This is a genomic window from Microcoleus sp. AR_TQ3_B6, from assembly GCF_036702785.1.
Lineage (GTDB): Bacteria > Cyanobacteriota > Cyanobacteriia > Cyanobacteriales > Microcoleaceae > Microcoleus.
Map to the genome: position 1 here is coordinate 21,655 of NZ_JAUBVJ010000080.1, position 13,346 is coordinate 35,000.

The 13,346-nt window shown below is 46.5% G+C and carries 13 protein-coding genes (1 of these 13 running past the window's edge); 6 read left to right on the top strand and 7 right to left on the bottom strand.

Going from position 1 to position 13,346, the window contains the following annotated elements:
- Nucleotides 1–23: 23 nt before the first annotated feature.
- Both QUB56_RS28360 and QUB56_RS28365 read right to left on the bottom strand, forming a co-directional pair.
- Nucleotides 24–152 (bottom strand): hypothetical protein, encoded by a 129-nt coding sequence (locus tag QUB56_RS28360; protein ID WP_332959644.1) that lies wholly within the window; start codon nt 150–152, stop codon nt 24–26.
- A 96-nt stretch (nt 153–248) separates the two neighbouring features.
- Nucleotides 249–536: a hypothetical protein gene (locus QUB56_RS28365; RefSeq protein ID WP_332959645.1), complete on the bottom strand. Its 288-nt coding sequence runs from the start codon at nt 534–536 to the stop codon at nt 249–251.
- Nucleotides 537–722: 186 nt separating this feature from the next.
- On the opposite strand from QUB56_RS28365, the gene QUB56_RS28370 reads away from it, so the two are divergent.
- From QUB56_RS28370 to plsY, 4 genes are all read left to right on the top strand, one after another.
- Nucleotides 723–1,517 carry an MlaE family lipid ABC transporter permease subunit gene (locus QUB56_RS28370; RefSeq protein WP_332959646.1) on the top strand — a complete coding sequence of 265 codons (795 nt, stop codon included), beginning with the start codon at nt 723–725 and terminating at the stop codon, nt 1,515–1,517.
- A gap of 63 nt (nt 1,518–1,580) precedes the next feature.
- Nucleotides 1,581–1,973, top strand: coding sequence for a DUF3119 family protein (locus QUB56_RS28375; protein ID WP_332959647.1), 393 nt, complete (start codon nt 1,581–1,583; stop codon nt 1,971–1,973).
- 59 nt (nt 1,974–2,032) lie between these two features.
- A complete protein-coding gene (locus tag QUB56_RS28380; RefSeq protein ID WP_332959648.1) occupies nt 2,033–3,364 on the top strand; it encodes a DUF3086 domain-containing protein in 1,332 nt (443 codons plus the stop codon).
- A 113-nt stretch (nt 3,365–3,477) separates the two neighbouring features.
- On the top strand, nt 3,478–4,182 hold the full coding sequence (gene plsY, locus QUB56_RS28385) for a glycerol-3-phosphate 1-O-acyltransferase PlsY (protein WP_332959649.1): 705 nt from the start codon (nt 3,478–3,480) through the stop codon (nt 4,180–4,182).
- A gap of 119 nt (nt 4,183–4,301) precedes the next feature.
- On the opposite strand, the gene QUB56_RS28390 is transcribed toward plsY, so the two are convergent.
- Entirely contained in the window at nt 4,302–5,090 is a 789-nt protein-coding gene (locus QUB56_RS28390) for a calcium-binding protein (RefSeq protein WP_332959650.1), read from the bottom strand.
- Between the two features lie 177 nt (nt 5,091–5,267).
- On the opposite strand from QUB56_RS28390, the gene QUB56_RS28395 reads away from it, so the two are divergent.
- Nucleotides 5,268–7,631, top strand: a complete 2,364-nt coding sequence (locus tag QUB56_RS28395; RefSeq protein WP_332959651.1) for a bifunctional serine/threonine-protein kinase/ABC transporter substrate-binding protein — start codon at nt 5,268–5,270, stop codon at nt 7,629–7,631.
- 164 nt (nt 7,632–7,795) lie between these two features.
- Nucleotides 7,796–10,231: a bifunctional serine/threonine-protein kinase/ABC transporter substrate-binding protein gene (locus tag QUB56_RS28400; RefSeq protein ID WP_332959652.1), complete on the top strand. Its 2,436-nt coding sequence runs from the start codon at nt 7,796–7,798 to the stop codon at nt 10,229–10,231.
- A gap of 36 nt (nt 10,232–10,267) precedes the next feature.
- Here QUB56_RS28400 and proC read toward each other — a convergent pair whose 3' ends face one another.
- The 4 genes from proC to pipX all read right to left on the bottom strand — a co-directional run.
- Nucleotides 10,268–11,113 (bottom strand): pyrroline-5-carboxylate reductase, encoded by an 846-nt coding sequence (gene proC / locus QUB56_RS28405; protein WP_332959653.1) that lies wholly within the window; start codon nt 11,111–11,113, stop codon nt 10,268–10,270.
- Nucleotides 11,114–11,354: 241 nt separating this feature from the next.
- Nucleotides 11,355–11,972 carry a cell division protein SepF gene (locus tag QUB56_RS28410; protein ID WP_332959654.1) on the bottom strand — a complete coding sequence of 206 codons (618 nt, stop codon included), beginning with the start codon at nt 11,970–11,972 and terminating at the stop codon, nt 11,355–11,357.
- A gap of 513 nt (nt 11,973–12,485) precedes the next feature.
- Nucleotides 12,486–13,151, bottom strand: coding sequence for a YggS family pyridoxal phosphate-dependent enzyme (locus QUB56_RS28415; protein ID WP_332959655.1), 666 nt, complete (start codon nt 13,149–13,151; stop codon nt 12,486–12,488).
- A gap of 83 nt (nt 13,152–13,234) precedes the next feature.
- Nucleotides 13,235–13,346 carry the final stretch of a transcriptional coactivator PipX gene (gene pipX, locus QUB56_RS28420; protein ID WP_006634205.1) on the bottom strand. 158 nt of this gene lie beyond the right edge of the window, so the window shows 112 of its 270 coding nt (coding positions 159–270); its start codon lies beyond the right edge, outside the window — the gene reads right to left on this strand; the stop codon is at nt 13,235–13,237.

The following is a 13,346-nucleotide window of genomic DNA, read 5'->3' on the forward strand; positions in this document are numbered from 1 at the left end:
ATCTGAAGTTTTTACTGAAGTTTTTAGGGGTTGAGAAACACTTGACTCAACTTGTATTTAATATATTCCAGCTCCCGAAACTGGGGGATTCGGTTTTCCGCAAAAAGGGCGATCGCATTTCCGAACATTCGCGATCGGTATTGTAAAATCATCCCAGGTACGGGTATCCGATCTAACCCGAACCTGCGATTTTAGATTTTAGATTCGAGCCAGGAATTCCCATCTAAAATCTAAAATCGAAGGTTCGATTAACTCCAACGCGAATGCTGATAAGAAGCGTAGGTATCAAACAAAGCACCCACCAAACCAAAAGTTAGACCGATCACGAAAAAACCCTGGAAGGGACAGCCGCTGCCGAAAGTAGCTAAGAACTGCAAAATCAGGTCTTCTCCAGAACGACCAACTCCTTGGAGAGCAGGGACGAAGCCGATCAGCGAAAAGCTAGTCAATCCCGCGCCGATTAACAATATGGGGGCGATAAAGCTCAACAGGCTGGTCAGCAGTACAGAGCGAAGAAAATTGGGAAAAGTGCTCATAAGAGTCAGTAAATTCAGCTAAACTGCCGAAAGGTGCAAGTAAACAAAACTTGTCCTTTTCTACGATAGGCAGCGATCGCCCTCAGTGGCCGATTCTGTCAGAAATCTTAAATCTTATAGAAAAAACTTGTTTAAGATTTGTAGATAGATTTCATTTTTGGCAGTTGTTCTATACTCGAAATCCTCTTGAGCACCACTACATCTTCCAGCCTCAGTTTGTGGAGTCAGCGGTTGCTGGCAGCAACTTTATTGGGCGGCCAAGTCATGCTGCACTTGCTGAAGGGCAAAATTCACCGCCGCAACACCCTCGACCAAATGGCAGCAGTCGGTCCGGAATCTCTGCTGATTGCTTTGCTGACTGCGGGTTTTGTCGGCATGGTATTTACTATCCAGGTAGCGAGGGAGTTTGTTAACCTCGGTGCCGGCAATGTCGTCGGCGGCGTTTTGGCTTTGTCTTTGACTCGCGAACTCGGCCCGGTCTTAACAGCCGTGATCGTGACGGGACGGGTAGGTTCGGCTTTTGCAGCGGAAATCGGCACGATGCAGGTAACAGAACAGATAGATGCCCTGCTGATGCTCAGAACAGACCCGATAGACTATTTAGTAATTCCCCGGGTCCTTGCTTGCTGCTTGATGCTGCCAATTTTAACCATCATGTGTCTCGTCACCGGCATCGCGGGCGGGCTGCTGATTGCTACGACGATGTACGGCATCTCTCAAAGCGTGTTTTTAGAATCAGTCCGCAATTTCCTGAGTCTGTGGGATATTTGCAGCGCGGCTATTAAGGCTTTTGTGTTCGGTGGTTTAATTGCTGTAATCGGCACTAGCTGGGGTTTGACTACCACCGGCGGGGCAAAAGGCGTCGGTCAATCGACTACTACGGCGGTGGTGACGGCTTTACTGGCTATTTTTATCTTTAACTTTTTCCTGACATGGCTGATGTTTCAGGGGACGGGCTCTAGCGTACTTAAAGGCTTGTAAGCTAGGAAACATATAAAATATGAATAATTGGCAACATTCGCTTACTACCCTTGATTTAAACCCGTGACTACAACTGCCTCTTCGACTGCGCCCACAAGTACGATCGAACTCGCTCCGAGTTATGCGATTCCCTTAGTCCTGGTACTATCCGCTGTACCGCTGCTGTTCGTGCAGAAGTGGGCGAGTTTGTCGGTGGCGCTGTTCGGCTTGTTTCTGATGTACCAAGCCGCCACCCTCCGGCTGCAATTTAGCCCAACCGATTTGGACATTTATCGATCGTCCAACTTAATCCGGCGCTTTCCTTACCGAGAATGGCAAAATTGGCGGATATTTTGGCCCGCTGTGCCGATTTTGTTCTATTTCAAAGAAATTAACAGCATTCACTTTCTGCCGATTCTATTCGATCGTAAAATGCTACAGACCTGCTTAGAACAGCGCTGTCCCCGTCAAGACTAAAAAAGTTGTTAATTTTAAATTTTTAACTTTTCCGTGCCCCACGCCGAACAAAATTTCCCATGAATTCAGACGAATCTCCAACCCAAGAACCGCAACCACAACCAGCCGCGCCAAGCGGTGACGGCGAAGTCGATTTACCCGTGAATGAGACGGAGTACCAAGTTTTATCTCAAACACAGGATTTGTGGATCGACCAAAATGAGCTGCAAGCCGAACTCCCGGCAGAAACAGACCCGCCGCTGGGCGAGGAAGATGCCGAAATTGCCGACTTCATGGCCGGATCTGGCGCCCTCGCCCAAATCCCCCTCAACACCGACGATGGCGAATCAGAAAGTCCGATCGCTCAAATCGAGCCTCCAACAGACTCGCAGCCAACAGCAACCGCAGAAACGGTAACGCCCATCGCAGAAAATGTTACCGAACAGTTGGCCCTGAGAGTCAAAAAATTGCAGCAGCAAGAACAAAATTTGACTGAAAAAATTGCCGCCTTGGAAGCGGACAAAGCCAATGCTATAAAAGCGCTGGGCGAGGCTCAAGCATCGATCGGGCGTTTGGTACAAGACGGCTTGATTCAATTAGATCAGCGCAAACAAGCGCTGCAAATCGAAGTAGAAAAACTCGAACGCCGGCGCGATCGAATTCAAAAGGAAATGCGAACCACTTTTGCCGGCGTTTCCCAAGATTTGGCCATTCGAGTCCAGGGTTTCAAAGACTATCTAGTAGGCAGTTTGCAGGATTTGGCCGCTACCGCCGAACTCTTAGATTTGACGCCGCCGGCGCAAGAGACGCCCAAGCCAATTCCTGCTGAGGAGTCTCAATCCTCAGCACCGATAAATCCCAAATTTGCCGAACAGGGATTTCAAGAACAAGCCAAACAAATTCGCCGCACCCTCGACCAATACCGCACTCTCCCGGACTACTACGGCCCGCCTTGGCAACTCCGCCGCACTTTTGAACCCATCCACGCGGAACGAGTTTCTAACTGGTTTTTCACCCAAGGAGGAAGGGGTGCTTTGCGGACTATGGGTTCGCGCTTGCAAAATATCTTGATTACTTCGACAATTATTTCTGTGCTCAGAAGCGTCTACGGTGGACGGGTGCGGACTTTGGTGCTCGCGAACAGTCCAGAACGTTTGGGAGAGTGGCGCCGGGGTTTGCAGGACTGTTTGGGCATTACTCGCAGCGATTTTGGTCCGGAAAGGGGGATTATTATGTTTGAGTCGGCGGAAGCTTTGGCTCAAAAAGCCGATCGACTGGTGAAAGATGGCAAATTGCCGCTAATTGTCATTGATGAAACTGAGGATTTAATTAGTTTGTCAATCCTGCAATTTCCGCTATGGTTGGCCTTTGCTCCCGATCCGCAAACTTTGATGGCTGCTAAGGATTTTTGATTGGGTAATTGGTAATTGGTAATTGGTGATTGGTAATTGCTAATTGCTAATTGCTAATTATGCTAGGGAAAAGGTTGCAAATTTTAAAAGTACACGAAATCTCAAATTAAAAAATGGCTAGCTGGATAATTTTAAATGGCGCACTGTTAATAGCAGCTTATCTGCTGGGTTCGATTCCGACTGGGTACGCCTTGGGGAAATGGATGCTGGGGATTGATATTCGAGAGGTTGGTTCGGGTTCGACGGGTGCGACTAACGTACTGAGAACTTTGGGGAAGTGGCCGGGGTTGGGGGTGTTGCTGGTTGACGTGTTGAAGGGGGTAAGTGCGATCGTCCTAATCCGCTACATTTACTCTCTCACTTTTACCCAGCAGCTAGCAACCGCAGCAGCTTTAGAAAATACTGCTACTTTCCTCCCTTGGATGGCAACTTTGGCGGGTTTCTCTGCTGTTTTAGGCCACAGCAAATCAATCTGGCTGGGGTTTACCGGCGGTAAATCGGTGGCTACGAGTTTGGGAGTTTTGCTCGGTTTGTACTGGCCAGTTGGTTTGGGAACTTTCGGAATTTTTGGAATCGTGTTTGCGGTGTCGCGCATTGTTTCTTTAAGCTCGATTATCGGGGCAATTAGCGTTGCTGGATTGATGTTTGCTTTACATCAGCCGCTGGCTTATGTATTGTTTGGAATTGCGGGCGGTGTGTTTGTAATTGTGCGGCATCGCAGCAATATTCAGCGTTTGTTGAACGGTACTGAACCGAGGATTGGGGAGAAATTGGAAACAGCAGCTAGCGATCGATCTATCGTATTGGAAGATGGCTGAGGGAGCTGATTTAAACTGCGATCGCACCTTAAAAAATTCACAGTTGAGCACGCAGCCTCCCTCGCTAGCAGTGTCTGAAATTAACCTTTTGTAGGATGCCTTGCAGCGCATCCTACAGCTTAGAATCCCTGAACAGAAGTAATACTACCTTGAATCTGACTCGGCGTTACATCTGCAACAAAGCCTACTGCATTGCCGGAATTTCTGACTTTGATTAGAGTCCCTGAAGTCAGGATCGATACAGGTCTCAATAAATCTGGCGTAGCAATAAAGGCCACAGCCTGGGAAACTTCCACCTGTATTGTAATGGAGACATTTGTCAAGCTTTCTAAGACTATATCGTTCGCAGTTAAACCATCTGCTAATCCAATGCGATCGAAACCGACTCTGAAACCCCGAATGAAATCCGCCTGATTGACATCACTAACTCCGGCTTCAGGTTGGAGGACGTATAAGTTGCTTCCACTAAATTTAATTGCAGAATTATTATCGTTAAAACCTCCGAGTAAGTCTCTACCCAAACCTCCAACTAGAGTATCAAACCCGTTACCGCTGAATAAAAGGTCATTACCTCTACCTCCCAATAAAATATCATTTCCAGCGTTACCCAAAAGGGCATCTGCATCTTGACCGCCACTGAGATAGTCATTTCCCTCATCTCCAGCCATGGCGTCTTTTCCTTTTCCTCCGAATAAAGAATCGTTGCCAAAACCCCCATTGATAAGATCTTCCCCCTCATTGCCAAAGATCGAATCGCTGGCTATTGAGCCATCCACTGTATCGTCACCTCCCAGCAGCAAAACTTCCCCAGAGGAATTACCTAAACTTCCGAACCGTAAATCCGTGTATTCGGATGTATTGTCGCCAAATAAGCGCGACGATCCTGATGGGTCTCTTTGTAAAGCCATAAAATATTTTCTCCCTAAAATCTCAGATGCCAAGATTATTAAATCAGCCACTCTCAAAGTCAATTCATATATTCATAACTTTGAGTTCATAAAAGTCATAACTTTGAGTTCATAAAAGTCATATTTGTGGTACTATCACACCAACGGGTGCAGCGAGTCAAGGCATTGTAAAAATTTATGTGTCTGAATCCAGGGGATATTCTGCGCGATCGCTACCAAATTATCGGTCAATTAGGTGAGGGAGGATTTGCCACAACCTATACGGCTAACGACGCTTTGGGCAGCCCCGAAAATGCCCTGTGCGTCGTCAAGGAAATTGCGCCTCCTCAATCGAACGAGCCCGATGTTTTGCAGAGAGCACAGGTGCAATTTGAAACAGAAGCTCAATCCCTGATATCTCTGGAACAGTGCTCGCGCATTCCCAGGTTAATCGAGCACTTTCAAGAACAGGGAAAATTTTACTTAATTCAAGAATATTTTGCAGGAAATCCGCTGAATAAGGAGATCGGTTCAGGCAGGCTGTGTAAGGAATCAGAAGTTATTGATTTATTGCAGGACATTTTAGAAGTTTTAGATTGCGTCCACCAAAAACAGATTATTCACCGCGATATTAAACCGTCAAACTTAATCCGATGCCAAAGCACCGGCAAAATTGCCGTGATTGACTTTGGGGCAGTCAAAGGTATTAGCAATTTGGCGATTCAGGGCGGTCAAATAACTCAAACTCGCATCATCGGTACAGACGGTTATATGCCGGCCGAACAGTGGACAAATCAGCCAAGATTTAACAGCGATATCTATGCTGTGGGAATCATCGGCATTCAAGCGATCGCAGGTTTAGATATTGAAGACTTTTTAAATCATAAAAAAACTGGGGAACTTGTCTGGCACTACTCAACCCACGATCGCCCGATGAGAAAAATTAACAGCAAACTGGAAAATATTTTAAACCAGATGGTGCGCTACCACTTTAACGATCGCTATCAATCGGCTGCTGAAGTGTTACAGGATTTGCGATCGGTGGTGCTATCGCCCTCACCGCCGATTGAGACTGCGACGCAGGTGGGAGTGGAATATTCGATCGCCAGTAACAGCAGGACACCTGTAGACTCAAACCCTCGTTTAGTCCTCCCAGATAATTTAAGCGCCGGAGAAAGAATTCTCTTTACCAGTTCTCGTCCTCGGTTAAAGCAAAGAGGAGTTGAAAAATTTGCAGATTCAAATTCAGAGCAAGCTTTTAATTTATTCAAACAATCCTGGCATAAAGAATACGGCAAAGATCCAGAAACTTTAGTTTACCTGAACAATGCTTTTCTGGAGGTCAGCAACGCTCCTTATTACACAATTGCTGTAGTCATTCCGATTTGTGGGAGAAGGCCGGACAGTTTTGCTCTACTTGGTGCTCAGGCAAAAGAATTTCTGCGCGGAGTGGCTCAAGCGCAAACAGAAGTTAATTTGGGACTGTCCAATGCTAGGGATCGGGACTTTCCCGGTCGAGGTTTTTTACCAAGTCAAGCCATTAACGGCAAAGGACTTAAAGTAATTATTGCTGACGATGGAAACGATAAAACAAAGGCAAGACAAAGAGCAATTTCACTGGTAAATCAACCGGATATTTTAGCAGTTGTCGGTCACGCTAGCAGCGAGATGACGATGTACGCTGTAGATATTTACAATAACAATAATCTGGTTTTGATGTCTCCGGGTGCAGCCACGGAAGAGCTGACAGATGAGCCTAAAAAATTTTTCTTTCGGACTCAATATACGAGCAGTTTAATCGCTAGAGATTTAGCGGACTACCTCCTCGCACAAAATCAAAAACAAGCAGCAATTTTATACAATCAGGAAAGCCCATTCAGCGCATCTTTTAAGGAAGAGTACACAACGTATTTTAGAGACCGCAAAGGGGGAAAAATAGTCGGCATTCGCGATTTCGATTTATTTAAAACAGACTTCAACGCCCAAAGAGCGATCGAGGAAATCCAAGCGAACGCAGAAACTGCGATCGTGTTAGTTCCAGACCCTCATGTTAGGGGAGCCTTAAACAGCGCATTTGAGATAATAAAACTTAACGCCGATCGCAATTGGATTGCCGGGGCATGGATGCTGATGTGTCCGCAAATGTTAGAATTTGTATCTGGGCAACCGCAAAAGTTGTTTAATAAACTAATCCTTTCTGTTGGCTGGCATCCCTTAAACAGCCCCAACAAAGAATTTCCTCAACAGGCTCGATTGCTGTGGGGAGAAGAGGGAAATACTCGTATAGCTTCAGGTTACGATGCAGCGCGCGCACTCATAAAGGCATTGGAAATGCAGCAGGAACCAAGTCGCGAAGGAATGCAAAGAACCCTTTCATCTCCTGATTTTTGCGCTTGGGGAGCAACAGGAACCATTCAGTTTAACTCGCCGGAAAATGGCGATCGGAAAAATCATCCCAGCGATTTAGTACATATTGTAGAGTGTCCAAAAGAGCAGTTCGGCCTCGCTTTTGTTCCCGTCAAGTACCCGACAGCGGCAGCGGCTGGTTTAAAGTGCGATTGAACTCGTTTCTGATTGATTCAATTTTCTGGCGTTAGCCGCCCTCGCGGTACATGAACCGCCAGAGGGCGGCGTTACATACTCGTGAGTAAATTATATAAACCCGTTCCCGCCCGATGGTAAAATCAACCTCAACGAGTTCAGCCAGTCGGGGAATCGGAGAATTTATGTGCCTAAAACCAGGGGATATTCTGCGCGATCGCTACCAAATCATCGGTCAATTAGGTGAGGGAGGATTTGCCAGAACCTATACGGCTAAGGACGCTTTAGGCTGCCCCGAAAATCCCCTGTGCGTCGTCAAGGAAATTGAGCCTCCTCAATCGAACGAGCCCGATGTTTTGCACAGGGCAAAGGTGCAATTTGAAACAGAAGCTGAATCCCTGATATCTCTGAAACAGTGTTCGCGCATTCCCAGCTTAATCGAGCACTTTCAAGAACAGGGAAAATTTTACTTAATTCAAGAATATATTGAAGGAAATCCGCTGAACCAAGAGATCGGTTCAGACAGGCAGTTTAGTGAATCAGAAGTTATTGATTTATTGCAGGACATTTTAGAAGTTTTAGATTGCGTCCACAAAAAACATATTATTCACCGCGATATTAAACCGTCAAACTTAATCCGATGCCAAAGAACCGGCAAAATTGCGGTGATTGACTTTGGGGCAGTCAAAGGTATTAGCAATTTGGCGATTCAGGGCGGTCAAATAACTCAAACTCGCATCATCGGTACAGACGGTTATATGCCGGCCGAACAGTGGACAAATCAGCCAAGATTTAACAGCGATATCTATGCTGTGGGAATCATCGGCATTCAAGCGATCGCAGGTTTAGATATTGAAGACTTTTTAAATCATAAAAAAACTGGGGAACTTGTCTGGCACTACTCAACCCACGATCGCCCGATGAGAAAAATTAACAGCAAACTGGAAAATATTTTAAACCAGATGGTGCGCTACCACTTTAACGATCGCTATCAATCCGCTGCTGAAGTGTTACAGGATTTGCGTGAAGCGAAGCTATCCCGTAGGGAATCGCTAACAGCGTTGCACTCACCTGCGCCCCCTCCGCAACAACCTCTGCTGCCGAAGCCTCAACGCCAATGGCAAGATACATTGAGAGTTTGCTTGCCGATCGCGATCGCAGGATTCCTCGGGCTAGCAGCATTTTTAATACACAAAGTTTTCACACCTAAAACTTGTCCTTTAATCCAGGGAGATGCTGTAAGTTGCGGCGAGGAACTCCTGATAAAAACATCTGGCTCTCGCTTAAAAGAAAGGGGAATAAATGAATTTCTTAATGCAAATTATCAATCAGCTTTTAATTTATTTAAACAATCGTGGAACGAAGAAGAACGCAAAGATCCAGAAACTTTAATTTACATGAATAATGCCCTTTTGAAGGCAAAAAAAGCTGATTACTACACCCTGGCAGTTGCCGTTCCCATTAGCAACAGCGAAGGAGGTACTGTCAATTCTGATTTGGCTAGAGAAATGTTGCGCGGCATTGCCCACGCCCAAACAGAAGTCAACCTAGGACTCTTTAATTCCGATCGCAATAACGACTTTCCCGGTCAAGGTTTTTTAGCAGGGAAAGCCATTAATGGCAAGGGTATTAGAGTCATTATCGCTGACGATGCCAATCTGAAAACAGAGGCACAAGCTAGAGCCTCTTCACTCGTGAAGCAAACCGAGATTTTGGGGGTCGTCGGTCACTATACTAGCAAGATGACTGTGCATACAGTGGATATTTATGACAAAAATCACTTGGTCTTAATTTCCCCAGGGAGTACAACGGAACAATTAACAGAAAAACCTCGGAAGTTTTTCTTTCGCACTGTCCCTAGAAATCAAATTACTGCTGAAGCTTTCAAAAACTATCTGACTGAAAACGCAGGTCAGAAAAAAGCGGTGGGTTTCTACTGTCCTGAGATTCAAGCGACTTCTTCATTGTGGGAAGAATTCAGAAAACAGTTTAGACAAGCAGGAGGAAATATTTTCAGCATCACTGAATTCGATTTGTGTAAGAAAAATTTCAACGTAGAACTAGCATTACAAGAAGTCCAACGAAGCGAGAAAACAGCGATCGTCTTAACTACGAGTCATGTCCCGGATGCAGTAAAAAATGCGATGGCACTTATTAAAGCCAATGGCGATCGCCATTGGGTAGTGGGCACCGGGGGAATCTACAGCCAAACAACCTTAGAAACTGCCTCCCAGTTACAGTCTTTTGAGAAACTGGTGACATCATCCTCTTGGCATCCTTTAACTGCTCCCAACCGCACCTTTGCCGATAATGCTCGAAAGCTTTGGGGAGGAAATGTCAACCACCGCACAGCTTTAACCTACGATGCAACTCGGACGCTAATTAAAGCAATAGAAATCCAACAGCAACCCAGCCGCGAAGGGATGCAGAAAACTATTGCGACTCGGAATTTTAGCGCCACAGGAGCAACCGGAACTATTGAGTTTGATGCGAATGGCGATCGCCAAAATTTTCAACCCGAGTTAGTGCATATTGTCAAGTGTCGAAAAGAACAATTCGGTGTAGCTTTTGTTCCCGTCAAGTATCCGACAGCAAAAGCGGCAGGTTTAAAGTGCGATTGAACTCGTTGATGATTGTTTGTGTGCGTTATTCCTGACTTATTTGCCCAATTCTTGAGAACGCAAACAAGCTGCTTTCACCGCTTCGATCAGCGCAGAACGAAAGCCGTTACTCTCTAATTTAGCAATCCCCGCAATAGTTGTGCCGCCGGGACTCGTAACTCGATCTTTCAATTCTGCTGGGTGCATTCCCGTTTCTTGCAATAGCTTCGCCGTACCGAATACTGTTTGCAAAGCTAATTGAGAGGCGATCGCCCGTGGCAAACCTGCAGAAACTCCGCCATCTGTCAAGGCCTCAATCAAAATTGCTACATAACCAGGCCCGGAACCCGAAAGCCCAGTCACCGCATCCAGCATACTCTCAGGTACTTCTACCACTTCTCCCACGGCCTGAAAGATGCGCTTTACCAATTCTAAATCAGCCGGTTGAACAAGTTTTCCCGGAGCGATCGCGCTCATTCCCGCCCCTACCGTTGCTGGAGTATTCGGCATCACCCGCAGCACTCCCCGCCCGGGAAAAGCTGGTTCGAGCTTGCTCAGTGGCACTCCTGCCAAAATCGACACTACCAGCGCTTGTGGCTGGGAATCAGCCGTTTCTCCATTATTTCCCTGTTGGCGATCGGCCGCCACGGCCAATTCCAAAGCTACCGTATCAAAAACTTGCGGTTTAATCGCCAAAAACAGCACTTCTGTAGCCGCAGCAACTTCTAGATTGCTGGCAGTTGTTCCAATCCCGTAGGTTTCCGTCAAAAAGTGGCGCCGTTGAAGCTGTGGGTCGCTCACCAATATTTCTGAAGGCAAATAAACTTTCTGTGCTATTAAGCGGGATAAGAGAGCTTCTCCCATTACCCCGCCGCCGATCGTACCAAATTTTATGTTAGTCATTAGTCATTAGTCATTAGTCATTAGTCATTAGTCAACAGTAGTTATTAGTTATTAGTCATTAGTCAGTCAGCCGTCATTAGTTATCAGTCAACTGTCTTAGCTAAGAGTTAAGCGCCCAGAACTTGCAGAATACAAAATTCAGGAGCTGCCTAGTTAAAAGCTTACGGGCTAATAACTAAAGACTAAAGACTGATGACTGATTACTAATGATGACTGCTGACTGCTGAATGCTGACTAATAACTACTGAGCCATTGGAGCTTGTTCTGCCGGCCAGACTGTCGGTGCAGGAGCCGCAGGGCGGGGCCGTCCTTGGGCTGGAGGCACTTCGTGAACCACACCAGACTGAGTTCTCACCTGCACGCAGCTAGGCGTAAACAAGAAAATACTTTCGCCAATTCGCTCTTGATGACCGTCAAGGGCATAAGTACCGCCCGCCACAAAGTCCACAGCTCTTTGCGCTTGGTCTGGGTCCATCACCGTCAGGTTCAAAACCACAGACTTGCGTTCCTTAAGGGCTCGAATTGCTGCCGGCATCTCTTCAAAAGTGCGCGGCTCCATGACTACCACTTCCGAAATCCCGTTCATAGCTCCAGGCATTCCAATCACGTTATTCATTACTGACCCTACTCCCCCGGTTGGTGCAACGACATCCATACCTGTCGATCCTACTACTGACCGCTCCCGCATTCTACGATTTTGACGACGTTCTTCTTCTGCTGCTGCGACTGCAGCGGGGTTCGGTTCAGGCGCTGGGTAAAAGTTCTGATACCGCTCCCCTTCGGTTTCGTCGTACACATCATCGTAATCAGGCTCATTGTTGATGCCTACAAAATCTCGCAGTTTAGAAAAAATATTCATCACAAAAAATGGGTAGAAATTCCGTGCTTCTAGCACGGCTTTATATTTTTGATTTACTACCGCCTTGGGATTAGTTAACGGGATTGTACTTTTGTATTGCACTTTCAACGGGACAATTACCGCTTCCAATCTTCCAATCCTGTACGCATAGTATTTTGCTCAATTGAGCCTCCCATGAATGGGGTAATGTTAGCTTCGACAATGTTTCGAGAGCTTGTTAGACCTGCAACACGGTTCCAGTGACCTTAGAACTGTTTAATTGGTTCGGACAGAGCTCTTGACTAGCTACGCATCCACAGGGTGTCGTGACTCTCAAAACGTAGGCAATTAAGCCTCAGTCTGGTCAGTACGGCTTGCCAGATTTCTCTTGCAAGCCCCGTGTCTTTAGACCGGGGTTACTGACGCTCCTTCACGACTTTGCGGCCCCGACTATACTCGCGTTGCGCGTTAGTCGCGAGTGGCTGACTACTCTATATTTAACCTAAATTGTCTTTATCAGAAGATTTCAATTATTTATCCCCTCCTAGAGCCAAATAAGGTTTGTCCGACGCGTACCATAGTAGCACCTGCTCGAATTGCCAAATGATAATCTCCCGACATCCCCATCGAGAGCTGATGCATTTGAATGCAGGGAAAATTTTGCTGCTGGATTTTGTCAGCAAGTTCGCGAGTGCTGTTAAATAATTCTAGGATTTGCGACTCATTTAAGCCCTGTGGGGGTATTGTCATCAAACCTTGAATTTTGATATTCTGACATTTGTTGAGTTCGGGAAGGTCGGCTAGCAGTTCTGGAACGCTCCAGCCGTATTTGTCCGGGTCGGGCAACATTTTGACTTGCAGGCAGACTTGGGGAGAGCAGGACTTTTCGCCCGCCAAGCGCGAAAGTCGCTGAGCGATTTTTAAATTGTCTAGAGAATGAATCCACTGGAAATGCTCTAGGGCTTTGGCGGCTTTGTTGGCTTGCAAGTGGCCGATTAAGTGCCAGTTGATATCCGGTAAATCTTGCAGTTGGCTTTGTTTTTCGGCAGTCTCTTGAACCTTACTCTCGCCAAAATCCCGGATACCGGCGTTGTATGCTTCGCGGATAGCGTCAGTCGGTACCTGTTTGGTAACGGCAATTAACCGCACTGATTCGGGCAAGTGTTGGCGAATGCTGTTAATTCGAGAGGCTATGGTCATGGTTGCTCAACGCTCTTGACTGGAGGGAAGGAAAATTAAGACAGTTACCAATTACCAAATTACTGATTTTCGTTATTGATTCGTTATTGAAACGTGCGCTGGTGAATGGTCTGCAATTGGTCGTACTCTTGATATTGACCGCTGCGACGCAGGGTTCGCAGGCGAATTTCAACCATGAGGCGAGCGTCGGAGCGG

What these genes read in the sequence shown, in the direction of transcription:
- QUB56_RS28360 (WP_332959644.1), bottom strand. Translation starts at nt 152, where the DNA reads ATGATTTTACAATACCGATCGCGAATGTTCGGAAATGCGATCGCCCTT.
- QUB56_RS28365 (WP_332959645.1), bottom strand. Translation starts at nt 536, where the DNA reads ATGAGCACTTTTCCCAATTTTCTTCGCTCTGTACTGCTGACCAGCCTG.
- QUB56_RS28380 (WP_332959648.1), top strand. Translation starts at nt 2,033, where the DNA reads ATGAATTCAGACGAATCTCCAACCCAAGAACCGCAACCACAACCAGCC.
- plsY (WP_332959649.1), top strand. Translation starts at nt 3,478, where the DNA reads ATGGCTAGCTGGATAATTTTAAATGGCGCACTGTTAATAGCAGCTTAT.
- QUB56_RS28390 (WP_332959650.1), bottom strand. Translation starts at nt 5,090, where the DNA reads ATGGCTTTACAAAGAGACCCATCAGGATCGTCGCGCTTATTTGGCGAC.
- QUB56_RS28395 (WP_332959651.1), top strand. Translation starts at nt 5,268, where the DNA reads ATGTGTCTGAATCCAGGGGATATTCTGCGCGATCGCTACCAAATTATC.
- QUB56_RS28400 (WP_332959652.1), top strand. Translation starts at nt 7,796, where the DNA reads ATGTGCCTAAAACCAGGGGATATTCTGCGCGATCGCTACCAAATCATC.
- proC (WP_332959653.1), bottom strand. Translation starts at nt 11,113, where the DNA reads ATGACTAACATAAAATTTGGTACGATCGGCGGCGGGGTAATGGGAGAA.
- QUB56_RS28410 (WP_332959654.1), bottom strand. Translation starts at nt 11,972, where the DNA reads ATGAATATTTTTTCTAAACTGCGAGATTTTGTAGGCATCAACAATGAG.
- QUB56_RS28415 (WP_332959655.1), bottom strand. Translation starts at nt 13,151, where the DNA reads ATGACCATAGCCTCTCGAATTAACAGCATTCGCCAACACTTGCCCGAA.